The organism is Maribellus luteus, assembly GCF_003576475.1.
In the GTDB taxonomy this organism is placed as follows: Bacteria; Bacteroidota; Bacteroidia; order Bacteroidales; family Prolixibacteraceae; genus Draconibacterium; species Draconibacterium luteum.
Genome location: NZ_QWGR01000007.1, coordinates 35,420 through 60,658, shown reverse-complemented (window position 1 = coordinate 60,658; position 25,239 = coordinate 35,420). Strand labels below are relative to the sequence as shown.

Annotated in this window: 22 protein-coding genes; 4 read left to right on the top strand and 18 right to left on the bottom strand. The window is 44.1% G+C overall.

All coding sequences use genetic code 11. The features are described from left to right. Nucleotides 1–92 precede the first annotated feature (92 nt). From D1614_RS13335 to D1614_RS13325, 3 genes are all read right to left on the bottom strand, one after another. Complete coding sequence (locus D1614_RS13335; RefSeq protein ID WP_119438451.1) at nt 93–413, bottom strand: DsrE/DsrF/TusD sulfur relay family protein; 321 nt, start codon at nt 411–413, stop codon at nt 93–95. 114 nt (nt 414–527) lie between these two features. Next, the gene (locus tag D1614_RS13330) at nt 528–3,164 is read right to left on the bottom strand and encodes a WD40/YVTN/BNR-like repeat-containing protein (RefSeq protein WP_119438450.1); all 2,637 of its coding nucleotides are present in this window, start codon (nt 3,162–3,164) and stop codon (nt 528–530) included. Nucleotides 3,165–3,367: 203 nt separating this feature from the next. Then, the gene (locus D1614_RS13325) at nt 3,368–5,983 is read right to left on the bottom strand and encodes a glycoside hydrolase family 3 protein (protein ID WP_119438449.1); all 2,616 of its coding nucleotides are present in this window, start codon (nt 5,981–5,983) and stop codon (nt 3,368–3,370) included. A 107-nt stretch (nt 5,984–6,090) separates the two neighbouring features. Here D1614_RS13325 and D1614_RS13320 point away from each other — a divergent pair, with 107 nt between their 5' ends. Further along, a complete protein-coding gene (locus tag D1614_RS13320; RefSeq protein WP_119438448.1) occupies nt 6,091–6,618 on the top strand; it encodes a YkgJ family cysteine cluster protein in 528 nt (175 codons plus the stop codon). An 11-nt stretch (nt 6,619–6,629) separates the two neighbouring features. Continuing rightward, on the top strand, nt 6,630–7,049 hold the full coding sequence (locus tag D1614_RS13315) for a DsrE family protein (RefSeq protein ID WP_241558107.1): 420 nt from the start codon (nt 6,630–6,632) through the stop codon (nt 7,047–7,049). A gap of 61 nt (nt 7,050–7,110) precedes the next feature. Here D1614_RS13315 and D1614_RS13310 read toward each other — a convergent pair whose 3' ends face one another. The 3 genes from D1614_RS13310 to D1614_RS13300 all read right to left on the bottom strand — a co-directional run bounded on the left by D1614_RS13310 (nt 7,111) and on the right by D1614_RS13300 (nt 8,783). Continuing rightward, nucleotides 7,111–7,332 (bottom strand): DUF2795 domain-containing protein, encoded by a 222-nt coding sequence (locus D1614_RS13310; RefSeq protein ID WP_038562297.1) that lies wholly within the window; start codon nt 7,330–7,332, stop codon nt 7,111–7,113. Nucleotides 7,333–7,424: 92 nt separating this feature from the next. Continuing rightward, nucleotides 7,425–7,982, bottom strand: coding sequence for a cob(I)yrinic acid a,c-diamide adenosyltransferase (locus D1614_RS13305; protein WP_119438447.1), 558 nt, complete (start codon nt 7,980–7,982; stop codon nt 7,425–7,427). 99 nt (nt 7,983–8,081) lie between these two features. Continuing rightward, nucleotides 8,082–8,783, bottom strand: a complete 702-nt coding sequence (locus D1614_RS13300; RefSeq protein WP_119438446.1) for an ABC transporter ATP-binding protein — start codon at nt 8,781–8,783, stop codon at nt 8,082–8,084. Between the two features lie 239 nt (nt 8,784–9,022). On the opposite strand from D1614_RS13300, the gene recG reads away from it, so the two are divergent. Continuing rightward, complete coding sequence (gene recG / locus D1614_RS13295) at nt 9,023–11,125, top strand: ATP-dependent DNA helicase RecG (protein ID WP_119438445.1); 2,103 nt, start codon at nt 9,023–9,025, stop codon at nt 11,123–11,125. A gap of 14 nt (nt 11,126–11,139) precedes the next feature. Here the strand turns inward: recG and D1614_RS13290 are convergent, their stop codons facing one another. The 10 genes from D1614_RS13290 to D1614_RS13245 form a co-directional block, all read right to left on the bottom strand. Beyond that, nucleotides 11,140–11,796 carry a cation diffusion facilitator family transporter gene (locus D1614_RS13290; RefSeq protein ID WP_119438444.1) on the bottom strand — a complete coding sequence of 219 codons (657 nt, stop codon included), beginning with the start codon at nt 11,794–11,796 and terminating at the stop codon, nt 11,140–11,142. Nucleotides 11,797–11,986: 190 nt separating this feature from the next. Next, a complete protein-coding gene (locus D1614_RS13285; protein WP_119438443.1) occupies nt 11,987–12,487 on the bottom strand; it encodes a hypothetical protein in 501 nt (166 codons plus the stop codon). Nucleotides 12,488–12,685: 198 nt separating this feature from the next. After that, nucleotides 12,686–13,531, bottom strand: a complete 846-nt coding sequence (gene dat / locus D1614_RS13280) for a D-amino-acid transaminase (RefSeq protein WP_119438442.1) — start codon at nt 13,529–13,531, stop codon at nt 12,686–12,688. A 148-nt stretch (nt 13,532–13,679) separates the two neighbouring features. Then, nucleotides 13,680–13,991: an RNA-binding regulator gene (gene rbp, locus D1614_RS13275; RefSeq protein ID WP_119438649.1), complete on the bottom strand. Its 312-nt coding sequence runs from the start codon at nt 13,989–13,991 to the stop codon at nt 13,680–13,682. A gap of 307 nt (nt 13,992–14,298) precedes the next feature. Then, nucleotides 14,299–15,012, bottom strand: a complete 714-nt coding sequence (locus tag D1614_RS13270) for a tRNA threonylcarbamoyladenosine dehydratase (RefSeq protein WP_119438441.1) — start codon at nt 15,010–15,012, stop codon at nt 14,299–14,301. Nucleotides 15,013–15,020: 8 nt separating this feature from the next. Continuing rightward, entirely contained in the window at nt 15,021–15,707 is a 687-nt protein-coding gene (locus D1614_RS13265; RefSeq protein WP_119438440.1) for a TatD family hydrolase, read from the bottom strand. Between the two features lie 20 nt (nt 15,708–15,727). Beyond that, nucleotides 15,728–16,375 carry an isoprenoid biosynthesis glyoxalase ElbB gene (elbB, locus tag D1614_RS13260; protein ID WP_119438439.1) on the bottom strand — a complete coding sequence of 216 codons (648 nt, stop codon included), beginning with the start codon at nt 16,373–16,375 and terminating at the stop codon, nt 15,728–15,730. Between the two features lie 114 nt (nt 16,376–16,489). Beyond that, a complete protein-coding gene (metA, locus tag D1614_RS13255; RefSeq protein WP_119438438.1) occupies nt 16,490–17,407 on the bottom strand; it encodes a homoserine O-acetyltransferase MetA in 918 nt (305 codons plus the stop codon). Between the two features lie 120 nt (nt 17,408–17,527). Next, the gene (locus D1614_RS13250; protein ID WP_119438437.1) at nt 17,528–18,832 is read right to left on the bottom strand and encodes an O-acetylhomoserine aminocarboxypropyltransferase/cysteine synthase family protein; all 1,305 of its coding nucleotides are present in this window, start codon (nt 18,830–18,832) and stop codon (nt 17,528–17,530) included. Nucleotides 18,833–18,913: 81 nt separating this feature from the next. Next, on the bottom strand, nt 18,914–20,230 hold the full coding sequence (locus D1614_RS13245) for an ACT domain-containing protein (RefSeq protein ID WP_119438436.1): 1,317 nt from the start codon (nt 20,228–20,230) through the stop codon (nt 18,914–18,916). Between the two features lie 385 nt (nt 20,231–20,615). Between D1614_RS13245 and D1614_RS13240 the strand changes: the two genes are divergently transcribed. After that, complete coding sequence (locus tag D1614_RS13240; protein WP_119438648.1) at nt 20,616–21,095, top strand: MarR family winged helix-turn-helix transcriptional regulator; 480 nt, start codon at nt 20,616–20,618, stop codon at nt 21,093–21,095. 14 nt (nt 21,096–21,109) lie between these two features. Here D1614_RS13240 and D1614_RS13235 read toward each other — a convergent pair whose 3' ends face one another. After that, nucleotides 21,110–22,912, bottom strand: coding sequence for a glycoside hydrolase family 15 protein (locus D1614_RS13235; RefSeq protein WP_119438435.1), 1,803 nt, complete (start codon nt 22,910–22,912; stop codon nt 21,110–21,112). 84 nt (nt 22,913–22,996) lie between these two features. Next, a complete protein-coding gene (locus tag D1614_RS13230; RefSeq protein WP_119438434.1) occupies nt 22,997–25,198 on the bottom strand; it encodes a bifunctional alpha,alpha-trehalose-phosphate synthase (UDP-forming)/trehalose-phosphatase in 2,202 nt (733 codons plus the stop codon). Between the last annotated feature and the right edge of the window lie 41 nt (nt 25,199–25,239).

Below are 25,239 nucleotides of genomic sequence, written 5' to 3'. Positions count from 1 at the left end.
TCACTTTATTTAATGATAAGCAACAATATCATCGAATTAAGTGATTTTTTAAAATATCATTTATTCAAAAGATATAAATGAAAAACGTGACGTTAAAAAGTAACCGTTTTATCGGCCCACTCTACCAAAGCAACACAGTCGATCATGGTCGAAATCGGGCACGCCTCGGTACTCTCGAGTTGTCGCGATGTCAAACAGGTGCCGCAGGCCAGTATTTCACCACCCGCACCAATAAAGGCTTTTAACTGCTCATCAACATTGTAAGTCTCGTGAACCAGTCCTTCGCATTCCACCGCTTCTCCCATCAAAAAAACTTTTACATCGTGTCCTTTTTTTCGGGCTGTTACTGCAAAGCGAAATGCATTCCATGCTTTTTCGTATTCTTTTGTTTCAATGATAATTCCAAGTTTCATTCGTCTATAATTATTTATCTAATTTGCATTCGATGGTACTCCATGATCTCAATAGTGGTTTTCATGAAGCATTTCTACAAATTAACCGTAAATTTCTGATGTGTGTAAGATACTTTATCTTCTTCGGAATTCTTTTACCTCCAGTTTCTTTTCTTCCTCAAATCCCCGACCTGCTATCTTTATGATGTATTCCCCGGCTTCCACGAATTCTTTGTCATGGTTCTGAAGATTCCAGTTCACGTAGTTCAAACCTTTTCCGGCGTTTTGATCTTCGCTGAAAATAATTTTTCCATCAGTATTACTTACCATTGTTGTCACGGTTTCTCCATTTTTCAAGTAAAACGGAATTTTTAAACCGGGAGCATTTCTCCAATACCGTCGTCCCCGGGGAGAATAAACTTCCGGAATTTCAAGAATCTTTGCCACGGCATCTTCCGCAGTAGCTTGTGCTACCTCACGCATAATCCGAACATCGAGTGCCCACATACCGCGCCCGTGCGTGGCAATCACGGCAATGTCATCGCGCTGATGAATGTTGATATCGTGCACATAGGTCGTAGGCAAATCCCCCACAAGCGTTTGCCAGCTTTCTCCTTGATTGGAAGAAACAAATACACCATAATCAGTCCCCACATACAATATGTTTTCATTTTTTGGATCCTCGCGAATCACATTCACCGGTCCGTAAGGAAGGTTGTTTTGAATGCTTTCCCATGTTTTTCCGTAGTCATCCGATTTCCAGATGTAAGCGGCAAAATCATCGTCACGTTTTCCGTTTTGTGTCATATAAACCCGGCCGGGAGCATAACGCGAAGCTTCCATATGTGATATCCATTTATGATAGGGCAAGCCTTTGTTGATCTCTTCCCATTTTTCTCCGCTGTTTAACGTCATCCACACCCGGCCATCGTCGGTACCGGCATACAACACGCCAAATTTCAGCGGCGACTCGCTGATCGTAAAAATGGTTTGATACGGAATGTCTCCTTTTTTATCCGGTTCGTTGTAAGTGAGATCCCGACTGATCCGCTCCCAGGTTTCTCCTTCATCCATGGAACGATGCACAAACTGGGTCCCGTGGTAAATAATGCCGGTGTTATGGGGTGACAGAATAAAAGGCGCCAGCCATTGACCTCTCAGTTTATCCACACCCTCCGGTACTGGTGGCATTATCTCTTTTGATTCACCGGTACTAAGCACACTGCGGGTGATGGTTCCGTAAAACCCCGCAGAATACATAATGTCGGGATTCTTTGGATTCACCACATGAATGCTTCCTTCTCCTCCCGGCGTACTCTCAAACTCCACGGCCGGAATCCGGTCGCGGCCACGATGCAAATCCACCACTCCCCGGTAACTAAAATGATCCTGAATAGAACCGTAAACATGAAAAGGATTCGAGTTATCCATGCCTACGTTGTAAAACTGAACCAGGGGCAGATTATCATAGAAGGTGCGAAAGTTCTCGCCGTCGTACGAAATTGCCATGCCACCATCGTTTACATTTACCAGGTAGTTGGTATTAGCCGGATCAATCCACAAACCATGGTGGTCCATGTGCATATTCCCGATACGCCGGTAAGTCTTCCCTCCGTCTTCCGAAACATTCAGAAACAGCCCCATCGCATACACTTTATCCGGATTTACCGGATCGACACGCACCTGCCCGAATACCCATCCGTAAGTCCCCGACATGCCTTCCATGTATTCGTTTTGCTCGCTTACCTGGCTCCAGTTTTCTCCGGCGTCATCCGAACGGTAAACAGTTGCGCCCTTAATTCTCCCGCTGCTTGGCCGTCCGTAGGCGTCTTCTTCCTCGTTGAGCGAATGATCTTCAGCGAGTTTCTCGTAATTATCAACAAAAGCATACAGTGTATTGGGTTGTGCCCGGCAAAGATCTATCCCGATTCTGCCGCGTTGATTTGGCTGCGGCAACCCGGTATTTATTTCCTTCCAGTTTCTGCCCCCATCCATTGTTTTGTACAATCCGGTATTTTTATAATCCGCCTCGGTACGCGGATCGTTCCATTTTTTACGAATTCGCTGCCACATGCTTGCATAAATCGTGTTCGGATCATTCGGGTCCATCACAAGATCGTAAGCCCCTGTCATTTCATCAACATATAGAATTTTCTTCCAGTTTGTACCTCCGTCAGTAGTTTTGTAAACACCCCGTTCCTTGTCATTGGTCCACTCATTTCCTCCGGCAGCCACATAAACAACCTCCGAATTATTCGGATCAACCAAAATACGGGCAATGGTATTGGTATTTGTCAAACCTTTGTGTGTCCAGTTTTTGCCACCGTCCTTCGAAACATAAATTCCGGCACCTGCATTCGAACTTCTGAAAATATTGGCTTCTCCGGTTCCTGCCCAGATTGTTTCCTGGTTTTGCGGATCGAGAGCGATGTCGCCAAAAGCCGTTGACATACCGTGCTCAAATACCGGAATCCAGGTTACTCCTTCGTTTTCTGTTTTCCAAATTCCGCCTGACGCTCCGGCCACATAAATTGTATAGTTCTTTCCCTTTGGCTGCACAACTTCCACATCGGTCATACGTCCGCTAATGTTGGTGGGGCCAATAAATTGCCACGGAAGTTGCTTGTAGTCTGATGTTTTTTTCATTACTACAAACTCACCGTACCATTTCTCCCGCTCTTTGGCAGGTGTTTTTTCAATTATCTGCTGAGCCATCAACTGGCCGGACAGAAAAAGCAAGCATATGAAGATGGGTAAAAGTTGCCTGATCATAAGTTTGGTTTTAAAGATGTGCTTTAAAGCTAATCATTCCATTCATTGTTCGCAAAACAATAATGGCTTTGGAGAAAACGTGTTAGCTTAAGTTTTCACACAGAACAATAGCACCACCAATTATTTTGAAGTGGTTTGGTATGACCAGGATAGCCGCCTCCGCTCTATCTTTTGTGTTCACTTTATCCGAAAGTCGTTATATCTTATTCAACGTACAGCTCTTTACCTGTTAAAGTCAGGTTTGCCGATACTGAATTGGAGTTTCTCACATTCGGTTGTCCCCCACCTACAAACAAGGTAAAATCACCGGGTTCGATCACACGCTTGTCCTCCTTCCCAATAATTGAAAACTGACGCGGATCAAGTTCAAACTCCACCGTTTTTGATTCGCCTGCTTTTATGGCTATTCGTTGAAATGCTTCCAGTTGGTATTGGGGGCGCGGTGTGCTTGCGACCAGGTCTTTCAGGTATAGCTGAACTACTTCTTCGCCATCGCTGTTCCCGGTGTTGGAAACCACAACATTTACGATTATTTTTTCACCGGTTTTGGCCTTTTTAGGCACTTTCAGCGAAGAATATCCGAAACTGGTGTAACTCAGCCCGTATCCAAAAGGATACAATGGTTCTCCTTCAAAATATTTGTACGTGCGTCCTTTCATATCATAATCTTCGAAAGGCGGCAACTGATCTGCCGATTGATAGTAGGTAACCGGTAAACGTCCGGCGGGATTATAATCTCCAAACAAGACATCGGCCACGGCAGTTCCCCCTTCCTGCCCCGGGTATCCGGCAGTCAGTATGGCATCCAGGTTATCGTTGGCCCAGTTAACTGCGAGCGCGCTGCCATTCAGCAACACAAGAACAACCGGTTTCCCGGTGGCTTTTACTGCCTCCATTAACTCACGCTGTGTTTCCGGTAATTTGAGATGCGTACGGTCGCCACCTTCAAAACCATCCACTTTTATGGGCATCTCTTCGCCTTCCAAACGTTGTGACAAGCCCAGCACCAAAACAACGGCATCGGCTTTCCGCGCGGTGGCCACCGCTTCCTCAAGCATGTTATCGTTGGGCATGGTCCACATTAATTTGGCATCACCATCGCCGTGCCAGTTTTTGTATTCATAAACAAACTTGTATTTCTTTCCGGCCTCGAGTTTAACAGCCTTTTCGTGGTGAAAGGCATGATGCTCGGTGTTGTGTTGCAGAATCTTTTCTCCTTCCAGCCAAATATCGAGCGTGGGCATGCCCCAGCAACCAATGTTGTAAGTTCCGCTCAGCGGAGGAACCAGGTAGCCGGTCCAGCGAATGCTAAAATCATCATCGTTTAATTGCGGAGCGGGAGCGCCATTTTCCCAGTAGAAATCAATATTCTTATCTACACGCGTAAAAGCAGGTTCTCCTTCCAGTTGGGCATTGGCAAAATATTCGCCTGCAACTCCCGGGTTGCCATCAGGGGTTTCAAGATACGCTCCCGGAATTACATGTAGGTTGCTTACCCCTTTTGCCAGGTGACTTCCTTCAGCATACAGGATTTCGGTATCCGGAAGCTTTTCCTGCAAGCCTTTCAAAACCGTTATCGGATGCCTGGCTATTCCGTTGTAGTTGCCTACCAGCGATTCCCAGTTATCGGCGTTCGGGCCAATTACCGCCAGCGTTTTTATGTCTTTCGAAAGCGGCAAAACCTGCTCCTTGTTCTTTAGCAACACAATACTTTTCCGGGCTGCTTCGAGTGCAAGATTCGCATTCTCTTTTGAAGTATTCACCGAAAACGGAATCCGGGCATAGGCCACATCTTTATCAGAATCAAACATCCCTAGTTTGAAACGCGCCATAAACAAGCGTTTCACGGCCACATCAATTTCATCTTCGGAAATCAATCCTCTTTTAACAGCTTCAGGCAAATGAGCGTAAGCAACGCCACAATTCAGGTCGGTGCCCGCCTTTACCGCAGCAGCAGAAGCTTCAGCCGCATCTTTTGAAAAGGTTTGAAACATATAAAAATCAGAAATGGCCCAGCAGTCCGAAACTACGTATCCCTGAAATCCCCATTCATTGCGGAGAATGTGAAAAAGATCGGGACTGGCACAACACGGATAACCTTTAAACTGGTTGTAGGCGCCCATTACTGAATAAACATCTGCCTCTTTTACCAGTGTCCGAAATGCAGGTAAATAGGTTTCTCTGAGATCCCGTTCGCTGACCACGGCATTAAATTCATGCCGCAATGGCTCCGGACCGGAATGGACCGCGTAATGCTTGGCCGTGGCAACCACTTTGAGGTATTTCGGATCATCTCCCTGCAAGCCTTTTACAAAGGCAGCTCCCAAAACGCCCGTCAAATAGGGATCTTCACCATAGGTTTCATGGCCTCTTCCCCAGCGCGGATCACGAAAAATATTGATGTTTGGCGACCAGAAAGTCAAGCCCTGGTACATGCCCCGCTTGCCATCTCTTACAAACTGGTGATGTTTTGCCCGGGCTTCATCCGAAATGGCGGTAGCCGTTCGGTGCATCAGGTCTTTGTCCCACGATGCAGCAATGGTAATCGACTGCGGAAAAACCGTTGCATAACCGGCACGGGCCACTCCGTGCAAGCACTCGTTCCACCAATTGTATTCCGGAACCTGCAAACGATCCACCGCCTTTGAATTATAGAGCAGCTGATCTACTTTTTCTTCCAAAGTCATTTGAGAAACAAGAATATCCACGCGCTCATCAACGGGCAAACTGGGATCCAGAAAATCGAAATTTTCATTCTGTGCCAAAAGAACGCTGCTGTAAATCAGCAATATTACCGGGAGAAATAGTTTTTTATTCATAGTAGTTCATGTCTTACTGTTCTGTACTGTTCTGGCAAAAATAATGATTTGGAAATGAAAACACAGAAGTTTACTTTTATTTTGAATGATTTTACTACTCTTGCCAAATGGAAAATAAAAACATATTAGAAAACTACAGAAAGCAACGGGATCAGATAGATGCTCTTGCTGCCAAACTCGCTGAAAAACACCAAAAGCACATGATGTGCAAGGCCGGCTGCGATCTGTGTTGCATGGATTACAGCATTTTTCCGGTTGAATTTTATTCCATCCGCGAACGGCTGAAAGAGAAAGAATACCAACACGATGTTCCTGCGACCAAAGACGAGAATAGCTGCGTTTTTTTGAAAGATCACAAATGCGCCATTTACGACGAAAGACCGGTTATTTGTCGCACCCATGGGCTTCCCTTACTTTATATGAACGAAGACGGCGACTGGGAGTTATCGGCCTGCGAATTGAATTTTACGGAGTTTGACATGGATGAGTTCTCGGAAGAAAACACCTTTCCGCAGGATACTTTTAACAGCAGATTATTTATGCTGAACAAGGAATTTATTGCTCATTTTAAAGAAAAACAATACAACGAATTTGACCTGATTCCGGTAAAAGAACTATTGAAACATATCACCTAAAATATACGCATATGAAACGGTCGATTTTTTTCCTATTTGCACTTACTTTATTTTCAGGAGTATTTGCACAAAACGAGACAGAAATGAAAGACAATTCAAACAAGCTGGCGGTGCTTTGGACCAGCGGAGATCCGGAAGTGGCCGAAAAAATGGCCTTTATGTACACCTTAAATGCCAAAAAGCAAGGCTGGTTCGACGAGGTGGTGCTGATCATTTGGGGGCCATCGGCAAAACTGGCTGCCGAAAACACCATGATTCAGGAGTATATAAAAAAGATGCAGGATGCCGGTGTTAAAACAGAAGCTTGTTTGTACTGTGCCAAAATGTACGGTGTGGATAAAAAGCTGGCTGATTTGGGTGTGGATGTAAAAGGCATGGGAATTCCCTTGTCAGATTATCTCAAACAAGGATGGAAGACATTAAGTCTTTAAAAAGAGGAATAAGAGGAAACAAAAAAGCATCCAAAATCATGGATGCTTTCTATCTTGTGTTTTAATACTCGTCTTCGTTAAAGAAGAAATCGTCTTTGCTGGGGTAATCCGGCCAGATGTCTTCGATACTTTCGTACATTTCACCTTCATCTTCAATTTCCTGAAGGTTCTCAATCACTTCCAACGGAGCGCCTGAGCGAATGGCGTAGTCGATCAATTCGTCTTTTGTGGCCGGCCAAGGCGCATCTTCGAGTTTCGAAGCCAGTTCCAGAGTCCAGTACATGTGTCTTAATTTTATGAAGTTAAACTCGTTTTTAAAATTTTCGCGAATATAACAAAAAATCAATACGAACAAACTTTCACTATAAAAAAATATCAATACTTCCAGGGAGTTTCGTCCACACCTTTTTGATGTCCCAGGTAACGCGCCAGTACAAAAAGAAAGTCAGAGAGCCGGTTAACATATCTTATCAGCTCGGGCTGCACCGCGTCTTGTTCTGAGAATTCAACAATGCGACGCTCGGCCCTTCGGCACACGGTACGTGCCACATGACACTGAGCTACTGACTGTTCACCTCCTGGAAGAATAAAGTTGCGCAACTCGGGAAGCTCTTCCTCGTACCGGTCGATTGCCTTTTCAAGTACCTCAATGTCTTCTTTTTGCACCACCAACCCCAAGGTAAATTCATCCCCCTTTTCGTCGGATGCTAACCGCGAACCTATGTTGAAAAGTTTATTTTGAATTTGTATCAGCAACTCAACTATTTCCTGCGGAATGTCCATCGAACGGATCACACCCAGGTGCGAATTTAACTCATCAATTGTTCCGTAAGCTTCCAAACGAGGTGCATATTTCTTTACGCGGGTCCCTCCTACCAGGCCGGTTGTACCGTCGTCGCCGGTTTTTGTATAGATTTTAAATTCCTTTGTCATAATTCTGAATTTGTCAGCAAGTAAATAAAAAATCCCGGTAATCAATGCTACCGGGATTTACAACACATACTCACTTTTCTATTTTAATTGCACTTACTTTCAATAAATAGGATTTTTGTTGATTGTATCCGATTCAATTTCACCGTCTTTCAACCGAATGATCCGGTGCGCATGTTTGGCAATGTCTTCTTCGTGTGTCACCATTACCAGCGTATTTCCTTTGCGGTGAATATCGGCAAACAACTTCATGATTTCTTCTGATATTTTGGAGTCGAGGTTACCCGTTGGTTCGTCGGCCAAAAGCAATGCGGGTTTATTGATCAACGCACGCGCAATGGCTACCCTTTGCCGCTGTCCACCCGACAATTCGTTGGGACGGTGTTCCATACGGTCTTCCAAACCTACTTCAGTCAGGGTTTTCTCTGCCATTTGTTTGCGCTCGGCTTTTTTAATTCCGGCATATACCAGCGGCAGCATAACATTCTCGAGGGCAGTATTTCGGGGTAACAAATTAAAAACCTGGAATACGAAACCGATTTCCGAATTTCTGATTTCAGCCAGGCTGTCGTCAGTAAGGCGGCTTACGTCTTTTCCGTTTAATACGTACTTACCACTGCTTGGCGTATCCAGGCATCCCAGAATATTCATAAGCGTTGACTTTCCCGAACCGGAAGCTCCCATAATGGCGACATATTCTCCTTTGTAAATGTCGAGAGATACTGAACGCAGCGCACGCACAACCTGGGTTCCCACCCGGTAGTTTTTGACGATATTCTCGAGCTCGATGATTTTTTCCTTCATTCGTGTGGTTTTCTATATTGGTAGTTATTTTTGAATGCGCATTACATCTAACAAAAATCAAGCCATAAAGATATCCCTTTCTTTTCAGAAAAGTCAATGAAAACCTAACTTTTAGCAAGCGATTTAAGCCGTTTATCCTCAGCAGCATGAGAGAAACTGGTACTCTTTATGAATATTTTGTTTAGTATTTCAACATTTCAGATTCCGGTATAATAAGCTGAATAATTATCTTTGTTTTTATGCCGGTTTTTCTTGATCAGGAAATAAAATTCTTACCCGGAGTCGGGCCGCAAAGAGCCGAGATTCTGAAAAAGGAACTGAAAATTACCACTTTCAGGGACCTGATCTATTATTACCCGTACAAATACATCGACCGCACCAGGTTCTACAAAATCTCCGAGATACATTCGCAGATGCCTTACATTCAGGTAAAAGGAGTAATTCGTGCGATGGAAACCGTCGGAACCGGCAATAAACAACGCCTGAACGCCAGGTTTTACGATGAAACCGGGAGTATTGAACTGACCTGGTTCAGGGCGATAAAATGGCAAAAGGAAAACCTGAAGCTTAACAAAGAGTACATTGTATTTGGCAAACCGACCGAGTTTGGAGGTAAAATAAGTGTGGTTCATCCGGAGTTGGAAACCGAGGAAGAAAAACTGCTGCAACCATCGGGACTTTTTCAGGGGTATTACAATACCACCGAAAACATGAAAAAGAAATACCTGACCTCCAAGACCATTCATAAAATGCAGTTGACACTGTTGAATGTTGTGAAGGGCAAAATACCCGAGACTTTACCCAAAGAACTGGTGGCGCGCTTAAAACTGATGTCCCTGGAAGCAGCCTTGACCAATATCCACAAGCCCGAGACAACGGTGGAACTGAAGAAAGCAACTTTCCGCCTGAAGTTTGAAGAGCTTTTCTTTATTCAGCTAAAAATACTCGCCTTAAAACACAACCGGAACCAAAAATTCAAAGGATTTCGCTTTGAACATGTAGGCTACAATTTCAATAAGTTTTACAGCGATTTTCTTCCTTTTGAGCTAACCAATGCGCAAAAGAAAGTAATCAAGGAAATACGCAGGGACGTAAACCAGCATACGCAAATGAACCGCTTGCTGCAGGGCGATGTGGGAAGTGGAAAAACGCTGGTGGCACTAATGACAATGCTTCTGGCAATGGACAATGGTTTTCAGAGCTGTTTGATGGCACCGACTGAAATCCTGGCCCAGCAGCATTTTCAGTCCATTTCCAGGTTTTTGAATGGGATGAATATCAAGGTGGGGCTCCTTACCGGCTCTACCAAAGTGAGCGAACGAAGAGAAATACATGAAGCTCTTCAATCGGGTGAAATGCAGATCATTATCGGAACGCACGCGCTGATCGAGGACGCGGTGATGTTTGACAAACTGGGCCTTGTGGTCATCGACGAGCAACATCGTTTTGGCGTAGCACAACGTGCCAAACTGTGGCAAAAGAACGAGCTGATTCCGCCACATATTTTGGTGATGACCGCCACCCCTATTCCGCGAACGCTCGCCATGACCGTTTACGGCGATTTGGATGTTTCGGTAATCGATGAACTACCTCCGGGCCGAAAACCGATCCAGACCATGCACTTCTACGAAAACAGGCGAAAACAGGTCAATAATTTTTTGAAACAGCAGATTGATAAAGGCACACAGGTTTACATTGTTTATCCGTTGATTTCAGAATCGGAAAAAATGGATTTAAAAAACCTGGAGGAAGGTTACCGGCATATTTCAGAAAGCTTCCCGGAATTTAAGATCAGCATGGTTCACGGCAAGATGAAACCCGCGGTGAAGGAAAATGCCATGCAGCATTTTAAAAACGGCGAATCACAAATCATGGTGGCAACCACCGTCATCGAAGTAGGCGTTGATGTGCCTAATGCATCGGTGATGGTCATCGAAAGCGCCGAACGTTTTGGACTTTCGCAGTTGCACCAGTTACGCGGACGGGTTGGCCGCGGTGCCGAGCAATCGTATTGTATTCTGATGTCGTCGTATAAGTTGAGCAACGAAAGCCGCAAACGACTGGAAACCATGGTACGCACCAACGATGGATTCGAAATTGCCGAAGTGGATATGAAATTGCGCGGCCCCGGCGATTTGGAAGGAACGGCTCAAAGCGGAATGGGATTCGACCTGAAAATTGCCAATCTTGGAAAAGACGGAGAAATTCTTCAGATGGCGCGCAACGTAGCCAATGACATTCTGGATGACGATCCGTTTCTGCAAAAAGAAAACAACCGTTTATTGCTGCAAAGTTTACTGTCTAACAAAGAAACCGAATTCGACTGGAGCTCGATCAGTTAAAACCTCCGGGATTTTTAATGATGATGGGGATGATGATCGTGGGAGTGGCTTTCTTTCATACCCAGTAAAACCATCCCCGAATCTTTTAACAATCCGATGGACCACTTTATGATAACCGCCGAACTGATAACGGCAGCGATGGTATCAATAAAGGGAATATCCCAAATCATGGCAGCGAGCAATCCCAATATTGCAGACAAACTGGTCAGCGCATCGGCAATTACGTGCAGGTATGCGGCCCGTATGTTGTGATCGGAATGCTCGTGGTCGTGATGCAACAGAAAAGCGCTGACAATATTTACCACCAGTCCAATCACCGCCACCATAATTGCGTCGCGATAAACAATGTCGGCCGGTTCAATAAAACGCCTGACTGCTTCGTACAAAATAACAACAGCGAACAATAGCAAAATAAGGCCACTGCTGTATCCTGAAAGCGAAAGAATTTTCCCGGATTCTCCGTTAAATTTTCGGCTGTTTTGGGCCTTTCTCACCAATACATAAGCCAGCCAGCTCAACCCGATTGCCAATACGTGTGATCCCATATGAATTCCATCGGCCAGCAAAGCCATCGATTTGGTGCTTAATCCAAATGCAATCTCCACCACCATCGTTGCCATGGTAAGCAGTACTACCCAAAGTGTCTTCTTTTCGTATTTCTGAACATCCATATCTTCTTATTTCTGAACCGAACGCGCGGTATTAAGCTCCAATAAACCGTTCAGTTCTGCCACTTCTTTCGCTAACTAACAATTGGGGTTCAAAATTGCTCATCAATTTTCTGGTTCATTTTATTAATCTTCAAAAAAGCGGGATACCAACTGATGATATCCCGCTTTCAATATGAATAAATTACCGGTTTTATTTCTTCTTTTCGATGGGGTGTGATTTTTGTTCCAGTTGCGGCAGCGCCTGTTTGAAGAAGCTTTCCCGCAGCGAATCCATTTGCTGAAACATTTTATCTACGTCAAAAAAGTCCTTTTCCAAACGGTCGTGAAAATAATTGTCGCTAAAGAAATCGCGGCTTAATAACGAATCACCAAACATCGGATTCATTAAACTTTCGCCCCAAAGCGACGGCATTTTTTCATTAAAAAACGATTTGAACGACTGCATCAGGCTGTCTGCATTTACATCAACCGAATCGCCTTCGGTGTTGGTGTACGACCATGTATAGGTGGAGTCGTACGCAATTACATTCCCATTTTCATCCACCTCTTTGTTTACTATCCAACGTTCTTCGGGCTTGTTTTTTGAATCCTTTTTTCCTGTCAAATTTTCAACGCCCTTTCCTGATTGATCCTGAGCCTGGCAACCCAGGGTAAAAAGGGCAACTACCATTGAAACAACCAGTGTTTTCATTTTTCGTTCCTCCTTTATTTTAGTTAAACATTTTCAAGAAAATTACCGGGCAACAGGGATCAAATCCTGTACCATGCCCGTGTTAAAAGCGTTTAACAGTTAGGAGCTTTAGCAAAGTTTAACACTATAGAAAAAATGTAACACTTATTTAGATTTCTGACCAGAATCAAGCTGAATATCTGTCAGTTATTTCAGAAACTACCATTTCTTTACTGCCTCAAAAAATAGTTGTTGAATCTTCCTGGTTACCGGGCCCGGTTCAACGTTGCCAATCCGAACATCGTCAACTTCCACAACCGGCAGAATTTCGCTGCCCGTTCCGCAAATAAAAACTTCGTCCATTTCTTTCAATTCGGCTTCCGTAAACAGCTTTTCTTCCACCAAAAATTGGTTTTCGGCACAAATCTCCAACACCACTTTGCGCGTAATGCTGGGTAAAATCAGGTTCGAAAGTGGCCGGGTAATCAAAACTCCGTTTTTTACGGTGAACAGTCCTGAATGAGTTGCTTCCGTAACATAGCCGTCACGTACCAGGATGCTCTCGCCTGCCCCCTTTTTTACGGCTTCGTTGTACAGCATGGTGTTGGGCAAAAGCGAAACCGATTTTATGTCGCACCGCTTCCACCGGATATCTTCCTGAACGATCACTTTTATGCCTTTTCTGAGTTTCTCTTCGGCTGATGGCAACGGAAAAGCAAAAGCATACAACGTTGGTTTTATATCACAAGGGAAATGATGAACCCGCGGATGGGCTCCCCGGCTGATTTGCCAGTAAACACCGGCATGTATATTTAACAGGTTGTTTTTCTCAAGCAGGGTTAAAGAAATAGCTTCCAGTTCCGACACATGTTCGTATTCAATATCAATCTCTTTCAGACTACGTTTCAGGCGTTCCAAGTGATCTGCCATTCGAAAAGGCTTTCCATGGTAGAATTTGGTTACTTCGTATATTCCATCGGCAAAAATAAACCCGCGGTCGTCGGGCGAAATGCCGGCTTTTTCCCGCTCAACATATGCCCCGTTCAGAAAAACTATTTCATTCATTTTATCACACTTTCAAAGCTCCCGAAAGTAGGACTATTCTATAAAAAAGAAAAGGAACTCTTTCGAATTCCTTTCTTTATTTTTTCAACTTGTGCAACTCATTCCAGGCTTTTCCGGAATAAATGCCAAGATTTATTTCAACCAATTACTAGTAACGGCTTCTTTGACGGAAACCACCACCACCTCTGCGGTCGCGGTCACCACCACGAGGATTGTTTTCGCGTGGTTTAGACTCGTTTACTTTAATGTTTCTTCCGCCCACTTCGGCGTTGTTCAATTCTTCGATAGCTTTTTTAGCGCTATCATCGTCGTCCATTTCAACAAAACCGAAACCTTTGCTACGGCCAGTCAGTTTGTCCATTACAATTTTTGCAGAAGTTACTTCTCCGTACTCCTCAAAAATCTCTACTAAATTTTCTTCGCCCAGGTTAAAGGGCAGATTACCAACGTAAATGTTCATTTTATACTGTTTTAAAGTGAATATTAGTTTTTCTACCAGCAGTAAACCATTCAAAATGGATTACCCCCTAGAGGTTACTTAAATACAGTACAAATGAAAATTGAAAGCAATAGAAATAACTTCGGGAAAACACAAGAAAGATGAACTGACCGGTTTGAAATAATCAATAAAAAAAGACCAACTTTGTTAATTATCAGAGACATACTAAATTGACTCCGACACTATTAACATGCCAAAGGTAACGGAATCTTTGAAACAACAAGGATTTTTACGCATTTTCTTTCAAAATACTCCATTAAAAATATGTTTAGGAGCCTGCCAAATCGCGAATTACGGCACTGGCAATAAAGCATCCAAACATTGGAGGCATGTACGAAATAGTTCCCACGGTTGATTTTTTATTACGGCTTTCTTCAAGTTTCACGGCATTTTCGTCTATCTCTTCGGAAGAGAACACCACTTTTAGGCCTTTCTTCACCCCTAAACGGGAAAGTCGCTTCCGCATCATCTTGGCCAGTTTACAATTGTAGGACTTGGAAATATCGGTAAGCTCAATTTTTGAAGGATCGGTTTTTCCTCCGGCTCCCATTGAACTAACTACCTTCAGCCCCATTTGCAGCGCATGATACACCAAAAAAACTTTGGGTGACAGCGTGTCGATGGCATCCACCACATAATCGAAAGGCTGGCTCTTAAGGAGCTCAATGGTTCGCTCGTCGCGGATAAAATCGTTGACTATCGTCAGTTCAATCTCTGGATTTATGTCTTTGAAACGTTGAGCCAGTATCTCGGCTTTGGGCAATCCCTTTGTACTAACCAACGCCGGAAGTTGCCGGTTACGGTTGCTTTCTTCCACTACATCGCCGTCGACAATCGTCATTTTTCCAATTCCGGCGCGGCACAATTGCTCGGCGGCATAAGCTCCCACTCCTCCCAGGCCAACCACCAAAACGTTTGCCTGTTTTAATTTCTCCAGCTTCTCCTTTCCGAAAAGCAATTCAGTTCTTTCTAACCAACCCATTTAGTAATTCAATAACGTCCGGACAAGGTTTTTTCAATGCGGTTGAAATTTTTCCAGACGGCTGTTTTTAATTCTTCCACCGGGATTTGTTTGAGTGCAGCAGCCCGGTTGTAGATATGTTCCACTTCCCCATCCATTTCGTCGGTCTCCAAAAAAATCCGGTTTAGCGGTAAATACTGAAACGACTCGATCGCTTTTGCATTTTCCCGGAATAAAATATCTCCGAACGAAAACATAAAATCCATTTCGGCCAGTTGCTTTGTCATTTCCAATCCGGCAGTGTATCCATGGAGAATCCAGGTCATGGAAGGTTTCATTTTTTTGCGCAAGGCAATCACTTCGTTGTAGGCTTTTACACAATGAATGATCAAGGGATACTGGTATTCTTCGGCAATAAAAGCCTGCGCTTCAAACACGCGACTCTGTTCAGCGAAGTCTTTTCCGCACAACTTGTCGAGACCGGCTTCGCCCACAAAAATAACATGATCGAATTCGAGTGCTTCTTCCATCAACTGCAAAGCTTCGTTGTTTTCTTCTGCTGTGCCAATGTGCCACGGATGAAGCCCCACCGAATAAAAATTACGGCCCGAGAAAGCAGCAAAACCATCTCCCGGATAAATGTTTTGTACCGTAATTGTATCCGTTTCGTAATGACTCGGATGGGTATGAATATCAATATAAGGAACAGGTGTCATTGTGTACCAAAAGCAAGTTACTATGCCATTTCCAGAACTTTTGCCACCACGTTGTTTGCACCGTCTGCAATTTGACTGATTGTAGCATCCAGCATGTAGCAAGGCGTTGTCACCACTTTGTATTTGTTGTCCACCACAATTTCTCCGTGTGTCGTTGCAATATGTGTTGCCCCCAGTTTTTCAATGGCTGCAGCAGTTCCTGCATCCTGTCCGATGGTTACTTCCACATCACCTAAAACTTTGGTAATTAAAGCAGGTGAAATACAAAGCGCCCCCACCGGTTTTTCTGCTACTACCGTAGATCGGATGGCACCTTCCACATCCGGATTAACCGAACAATCGGGGCCATCGAACGCAAAGGTGCACAGGTTTTTAGCCGCACCAAAACCACCAGGAAAAACAATAGCATCGAAATCAGAAGCTTTGTATTCTGAAAGTGGCTTAATATTCCCCCGGGCAATACGGGCAGCTTCCACCAGCACATTCCGCGACTCCGGCATCTCTTCCCCGGTAAGGTGATTCACTACATGTGCTTGCTTTACATCCGGAGCAAAACACTGGTATTCGGCACCCTGCTGCGAAATGGCCAACATCGTTAAAGTGGCTTCGTGAATTTCGGCGCCGTCATATACGCCACATCCGGCCAAAACAACCGCTATTTTTTTCATGATTGTAATTCTTTGATAGGATTTTATTTTCAATCAAAATTACAGTTTAATACTGAATTTTTGAAATGAAAAGGCCCTGATCCCTCAACGCCTTTTATTATAAAATCCTTTCAACTAACTGATTTCATCCAGGTTGTACGGAGTTTCCTGGTATACGTAATAATTCAACCAGTTTGAAAAGAACAGATTGGCGGTCGATTGCCAGCGCATCAACGGCTTCTCCTCCGGGTTATCCTCCGGGTAATAATTCACCGGAACTTCAATCGGAAGTTTCTTTGCCTTGTCACGATGATACTCTCCATCGAGCGTATTTCGGGCATATTCAGCATGCCCGGTTATAAACAACTGCCGTCCGTTTTTGGCTTTCAGGATGGTAACACCGGCCTCCTCAGAAGAAGCAATGATTTTTAACTCATCCACTTTTTCAATGTCTTCTGCCCTGATTTCTGTATGACGGGAATGAGGCACAAAAAACACATCATCGAACCCTCTGAAAATGGGCAGATTCTCTTCGATATGTGTATGTTTGAATACGCCGAACATTTTCTTGTCAAGCGGGTATTTCTGGATGCCGTAATGGTGATACAACCCGGCCTGAGCTGCCCAGCAAATAAACAAGGTAGAGGTTACGTTTTTCTCGGCCCAGTCCATAATTACTTTCATCTCTTCCCAGTATTTTACTTCCTCAAAAGGAAGCTGCTCTACCGGCGCACCGGTAATGATCATGCCATCGTATTTCTTTTGTCGGAGTTCATCAAACGTCCGGTAAAAGGCCTTCATGTGCTCCATGGAAGTGTTTTTCGGCGTATGCCCCTTGATCTTCAAAAAATCGATCTGAATCTGTAACGGAGAGTTCGACAACAATCGCAGCAGATCGGTTTCTGTGGTTATTTTCAAAGGCATAAGGTTCAGGATCACAATTTTCAAAGGTCTGATATCCTGATGAGAAGCACGTGATTCATTCATCACAAAAATATTCTCCTCTTGCAGTATTTTTATGGCCGGCAGTTTATCCGGAATATTCAACGGCATCTTTTATCGATTTTAGATTTGAGTAATGAGATTTGAGAGGTGAGAATTAGTGAGCAATTTTCACTTCTTACTCACGACTCTTAACTCACTACTCATATCTCATTACTTACTACTTTATTTTTACTGAACTTTCTCCAAAGCCTGTTCAAAATCGGCGATAATATCGTCGATATGCTCCAGACCAACGCTAACGCGCAACAATGTTGGGTATACTCCCGCAGCAATCTGTGCTTCTTCCGACAGCTGCTGGTGCGTGGTTGCCGCCGGCTGAATGATCAGGGTTTTGGTATCTCCCACGTTTGCCAGGTGACTTACCATTTGCAAGCCTTCCACCACCTGGTTGGCATGGCTTTTATCTCCTTTTACATTGAACGAAAGAACACCACCGGCACCCTTCGGAAGGTATTTTTTCGCATTCTCGTACGAATGGTTGCCTTCCAGCCCGGGATAATTTACACTTTCCACTTTCGGATGATTTTGCAGCCATTTGGCAAGTGCCAGCGTATTTTCTACGTGGCGGTCCATCCTCAGCGAAAGTGTTTCCAGCCCCTGAATCAACAGGAACGAGTTAAACGGACTTAAAGCCGGTCCCCAGTCGCGCAAGCCTTCAACACGTGCCTTGATAATAAAGGCAATGTTTCCGAACGGGCCGTCAAAGTTAAACACATCCCAGTATTTCAATCCATGATATCCCTCAGATGGCTCGGTAAATCCGGGAAATTTTCCATTTCCCCAGTTGTAAGTACCCGCATCAACGATTACACCGCCAATGCTGTTACCATGTCCGCCAATCCATTTGGTGGCTGATTCAACCACGATATCGGCTCCGAAATCAATCGGACGGCAGAGGTAGCCTCCTCCGGCAAAAGTATTGTCTACAATAAACGGAAGATCGTATTTTTTGGCTACCGCCGAAATGGCTTCAAAGTCAGGAATACTGAACCCCGGGTTGCCAATGGTTTCCAGGTAAATTGCCTTTGTTTTTTCGTCGATCAGCGCCTCGAACGATGCAGGTTCCAAATCGGCTGTTAAGCGAGCCTCAACACCCAGTTTTTTGAAAGAAACCTTAAACTGGTTGTACGATCCTCCATACAAATAAGGCGAAGAAACAAAGTTGTCTCCCTGGTCGAGTATATTGTTTAATGCGATAAACTGCGCGGCATGTCCCGATGATACTGACAAGGCAGCCACTCCCCCTTCCAACGCAGCCATGCGTTGTTCAAACACATCGTTTGTCGGGTTCATGATGCGGGAATAAATGTTGCCAAATTCTTTCAAACCAAATAAATTGGCTGCATGCTCGGCATTGTTAAACACATACGAAGTGGTCTGATAAATAGGTACTGCCCTTGAATTGGTTGTTGGGTCAGGTTGTTGACCAGCGTGTTGCTGGAGGGTTTCAAAATTAAGTTTTCTTGTTGTCATTTTAATTTCTTTTTGGGTTAATAGCTTTTAGTTTAACAATCTTTGGCGCTTCTTTCTTTTTCAAAACCTCAATAAATTGATTTAACCAAAGAATGCACTGTAAATTTCCCGAACGCTTTTTTCTTTGTCTGATTTACTAACTACCAGGTAACTAACCAAATCGGAAGCTCCTGACCCGCTGATCACCACGTTTATATGGTTGTTGGCAACGGCTGTAAAAATTTTAGCCGACACACCGTAAGCATGTTGCATACCGTGCCCAACGATCCCGATCAGGGAAAGATCTTTTAGCACCGAAATATCGGTTACCGACGAAAATCCCATTCCCTTGACCAAGGAAAGTGCCTTGTCGCCGTTTTCCTCACTTAAAATAAAGTTAATGGATGTTTGCGAAGTAATCACCGACTTAATGTTTATACCCGCTTTATTTAGCTGGGTGGTTACCCGGGCCAGAATACCGGGTTTTAAACCAACGCCGGGGCCATCGAGTTTCAGCAGTGAAATATCATCGGTACAGGCAACACTCTTTACAATCTGATCTTCAATAAATGTTTCCGTATTAATAACGGTCTCAACCACTCCATCAGAAGATGCCGAACTTAACACCTCGATCGGAATATGTGTACTTTCCAAAGGTTCTACGGTTCGCGGATGAAACGAATAATGATCAAAATAGGCCAGTTCGCTGGCTTCGGAATAGGTCAAACGCTTGATTACCTCCGGATTATTGATGATTGCGGGATCGGCCCGCTGAAAATCAAAATCCAGATCCCACAGTTCGAGCCGTTCAACGCCCAAACTGCGTGTCAGAAATGCAGCGGTGTAATCGGCCGATGTTTTTCCGGTACGCGCGATTTTATTGTTTTCAGTAATTCCGTAGGTTCCGGGAATGATAAAACTTCCGGCAGGCAACGACTTTAAATAATCGTTATTAGCCGCCAAAAACGAGGCACTTCCATAATCAGCAGTTGTTTGCAAGCCAATTTGTTCAGGCAAAAGAACCTGCGATTCCGGCCAAATGGTTTTGACGATTTCAGCCGTAAGTTTTTCAGAAAAACTCAGCACCTGATCTTTCAGTGCCCTCGAATAATCACCTATCAGCGCAATTCCTTTCAACAAACCACTGGCCTGTTCCGCCAGCTGACGGTAAGCATCGCTTGCTTCTTTGCTGGTAATATTCCGGTGTACCGAAAGTAACTGTGTCAATAACACATCATGTTCAGGCTCTCTTTGCAACACCGTTGCCATATTACCGCTCAAAATAGCTGACAGTGCAGGCACTGCTGAAACAACGATAAACTTTCGCCCCACAAAATGTTTGAGATACTGTGCTAAATGCCCCATCGATTCAGGGTTGCCAAGATGGCCTCCGCCCAATCGAATAACCTTATCCGACATACGAATTTAAGTATTTAAGTAAAAAATTTATTTGCTTTTAAACGCTCAGGATATGAATGCCTTCAATCAACGGAAACCATCGAGTGAAGGCTAGCGCATAAACATAGAAACCGACGACATGAGCATGGCGCCACAGTAGTTTACTGTAACCATCGAAACGTTATTTCCGAAATCCATTTTCATTCCTGTCGATTTTGTTTGCCCCAAATATACTGTGATTTTTCTATCCGGCAACCCTATTTAAAATGATTTCAGATAAATTTCACATTAAGCTCCTTTTTTCATTTTTCGCCAAACAGAAATCATGAAGTCGGTTTTATTTCTATTTTTCAAGATCCCGGCCATCAAAAGTTGCAAATCTCAAAACATTTGTATTTTTGTTCGTATGGAAACTACTGACATTCTTATCAAAATTCGCAAGATCGTCCGTTCCATCGATATTGAGTCGAAGAAGATTCAAAAGGAGTACGGAGTAAGCATTCCCCAGGTGCTTTGTTTGAGTTATTTGCACCAGTCGCAGAATTACCGGTCGACGCAAGGAGAAATCAGAAAGTTCCTGAACCTGAACCCAAGCACCGTTAGCGGAATCATCGACCGGCTGGAAAAGAAAGGCTACCTGGCGCGTTTGCCCAAGTTAGGCGACAAAAGAGTGGTGAACATTGTACTCACTTCTTCGGGCGACAAACTTTTAACACGTATTCCTGAACTGCTTCACATGCAGCTTTCAGAAAAACTTGAGTTACTGAACGAGGACGAATTACAGGTGGTTGAATCAGGGCTGAATACACTTATCCGCATCCTGGATATAGAAACGCTGGAAGCCTCTCCCATGCTCACCCTCGAGGATGAGCTGGAAGATCAGTAAAGAACTTTTAGTTCCTATTGAATGGCTTCAAGAATTTGTTCGTCTTCAGTAAGTTCTCCTTTTGCCAGGTTAATGGCGGTTTCAATCAAAGCCAAATGCGAATAAGCCTGCGGAAAATTCCCCAGCAAGCGTTTGGTTTTAAAATCAATGTCTTCGCTGAACAGCCCCACATGATTGCTGTACGAAAGAAGTTGTTCGAACATTGCCTTCGCCCGTTTCTTTTCTCCAATGGCATTCAATGCATTGATTAACCAGAAAGTGCAAATGGTAAAAGAAGAACTTGGCAAGCCAAAGTCATCCCTGTTTCGGTAACGATACATCAGGCCATCCACACACAATTCTTTTTCGGTAGCTTTTACGGTTTGCACATAGCGCGGATCGCGGGCATCAATAAAACCATAAGATTCCATTAAAAGCGTGGCTGCATCCAGATCGTCGGAACCATAAAACTGTGTAAAAGCTCCCATTTCAACGTTCCAGGCTTTCTCCAGAATTTCGTTCCGAATGGTATCGGCCAGCGGCTCCCACTCTTTCACATATTTGTCTTTATGAATAAACCCGGCAATTTTAATGGCTCGGTCGATGGCCACCCAACACAGCACTTTTGAAAAAGTAAAATGTTTTTCGTCGGTACGGATTTCCCAGATTCCCTTATCCGGCTTCTGCCAGTTGTTCTCCACAATCCGAACAATGCTTCTGACGATGGTCCAAAGCGATTCACTGTCTTCGAGTGAAATTTTAAAATCGGTAAATTGCTGGTAAATCACATCCACCAGAATACCATAAATATCGTTCTGCTTTTGCAGATAAGCTGCGTTCCCAACCCTTACCGGCGACGATCCCATGTAGCCGGTCAAGTGGTCAAGGGTTTCTTCGGTCAACACCTTTTCGCGGTTAATACCGTACATTATCTGGATTTTTTCATCCTTGTCGGGGATAATGTCGATAATAAAACGCATAAAGCGCTTCACCGTGTTTAAATGCCCCAGGCTCGACATTACTTTTATCACCATCGAAGCATCGCGTATCCAGCAAAAGCGGTAATCCCAGTTTCGCTCTTCACCAATGGTTTCAGGCAGCGAAGTGGTTGCTGCGGCTAAAACGGCGCCTGTTTTGTCGTAACTGAGCAGTTTTAGCACCAAGGCACTCCTGATTATTTCGTGGTTGTATTTTGCATACGAAGTAAGCTTGTTGGCCCATTCGAGCCAATACACCTTTGTTTTTTGCAGTTTTAAATATTGCCGGTCGAGTGTTTGCGAAAGCAATTTCTGATCGTACGACATTAACGCAAAACAATCCTGTTTCAGGTAAATGGTATTCTGCTGAAGAATATCCTGCTTGTTAAAATCCGTGTACAAATACATCGAATCATAATCGCCCTCGGTGGTATAGCATTTTATGTATTCGTCTTCATCTTCGAGCCGACTGTGAAAGCGGGCATACTCTACCCGCGGGTCGTATTTTAGCCGAAAAGCCGGGTTTCCCGAAATATATTTAAAGTAACGTATGATTTCGGCCGGATTAAAGTAACCGGAACCATTTAAATAACGAGGCATAAAATCAAACACCTCAAAACAATCGTTCCCACTTTTAAAAACAGTAGAAACGATATTGGTTGTTCGCTCGTACGATTGCTGAACCTGGTAACTGTCATCCACCAAAATCTCAAAACTCCCTCCTCTGTTCTCATCCAAAATTTTTGCGAAAACTGAAGGCGAGTTAAAATCCGGAAGACAACACCAGTCAATCGATCCTTTATCTGAAATTAATGCGGCACTTTTGCAATTCCCGATTATCGCATAATTCAGGTTATCCATTCTTTACTTTTTTGAATTGCCCCCATTAAGGGCCCGTTTAACAATTTTTTTCTAATTCTTTCGGGGGATTTTATTGTTCGTATTTTAGTGTATGATCTCGGTTAAGAAATTACGTACTTCCCTGTAATTGGTGAGGTAATATTTCGCAACCGAGTTTTCGCTTCCCACCTTAATGGTATGTGCACTTTCGGGCAATTCTCTGAAAAGAAATTCATCGGTCCAGTCATCGCCAATGGCCATACAAAAGTCAGCCGGGTATTCGTGTAAAAATTCGGATGCTGCAATGCCTTTGTTTATTCCGGAAACTTTTATTTCAATTACCTTCTTACCTTCCAGTATTTCCAGGTCCTGGTTGTAGATCATATTGGAAACATCGTGTCGCAGTTCCAGCGCGCGCAAAACTCCCAGGTCAATATCGGTTTTCCTGTAATGCCAGGTCAGCGAATACGTTTTTTCTTCGATCAGACTTCCGGGCGTTCGGTCCACATACGACTCCAGAACAGGCAAAATACTCTCTTTCCACTCCGAGTTGATGGGTTTTCTCTCTTTCCAGCCTTCTCCCACCTTTTTAATCCAGGCACCGTGTTCTGCAATTAAGGTGTAGTTGTGATTTCCAAACCAGTTGTTAAACGTTTCGCGGTCGCGACCGCTTACCAGCACCAAACGGGTATTTTCTATTTTTGCCAGGTTGTCGAGTATTGTATACAATTCCGGATCAGGGCCGGCTGCCTGCGGATTATCGTAAAAACGCTGCAAGGTTCCGTCGTAATCCAGAAACACGACCTTCGATTCTCCCTTTTTAAAGTCCTTGTATATTTTATTTTTGATTGATACCGAAACTTTTCGGGCATGGTAATCCGATTGTTTATCCACTGTGCTTGTCAGCGATTTCATAAATTCGTTGGCCCATTTATGAATGTCGTATCTTCTGATTCGCTTTTGCATGGTTCGCATGGCTTTTGTCCGCTCTTCATCGTCCATGGTCAACGCGTGATAAATCGCATCCGCTGTATCGGCAATGTTGTTGGGATTTACTGAAATAGCCTCTCCCAACTCTTTGGCCGCACCTGCCATTTCACTCAATACCAGCACTCCCCGTTGTTTTACTTTCGAGGCAATGTATTCTTTTGCCACCAGGTTCATTCCATCGCGTAAAGGAGTCAGCAAAGCCACATCGGCCGAGCTGTAGAGCTCTATCAAATTTTCCAACGGCATCGACCGGTAAAAGTAAATCACCGGGTTCCAGTTCAGGCGGCCAAATTCGCCGTTAATACTTCCCACCAGAATGTCCACTTCATTCTTCAGATTCTGATACTGTTCCACATCCGTTCGCGACGGAACAGTCAACATAATCAGCGATACTTTCTCCAGGTATTCCGGGTATTTCTGCAAAAAGTGGCGAAACGCTTTCAGTCGCTGGGGAATTCCCTTTGTGTAATCCAAACGGTCAATCGAAAGAATCAATTTACGGTTGGGCATACTCATCAAAAAACGATCAATGTCCTGGTGAACAGGCGACCGGTCCTGTATGGGTTTACTTTGAATCTCGGAAGCCAGCTGGTCAAACTTTTTATAATCGATCCCCATCGGGAATACATCTACAAAAACTTTCCGGTTATCAAGCTTTATCTGGCTAAACTCCACATCGTGGCCCAACAAGCGTTTAACGGAACTGATAAAATGCCGGGCATAATCGTAGGTGTGAAAACCGATTAAATCGGCCCCCAGCAGTCCCTCTATAATTTCTTCACGCCAGGGTAAAATTCGTATGATCTCGTACGAAGGAAAAGGTATGTGCAGAAAAAATCCGATGGTCAGGTCAGGACGTCTTTCCCGAAGAATTTGCGGAACCAGCAACAGCTGGTAGTCGTGTACCCACACCTGGTCGTTTTCTTTGGCATTGTCGATAATCGTTTGCGCAAAACGTTCGTTTACCTTCCGGTAGGCTTCCCAGTATTCTTCGCTAAACTCGGTAAATTCGGTAAAATAATGAAAGAGTGGCCACAGCGTAGCGTTGCTGAAACCATCGTAATAATTGGAAATCAATTCTTCATCCAAAAACACTGGCAGACATTGCTCCCTTTTTACCAGTGCTGTTACTTTTTCTGCTTCTTCTTCCGACTCCGGAATAATACCCGGCCAGCCAATCCAAACGCTGTTGTTCGCTTTGTGGTACGACTTTAAACCTGTTGCCAAACCTCCGGCACTAGGCGTAATATACATTTCATCGTCATTCTTGTCAATCTTCACCGGCAACCGGTTCGAAGTTATTATTAATCGTGTCATATGATTATTTCAATAGGAATTATTAATGATACAAAGATAAA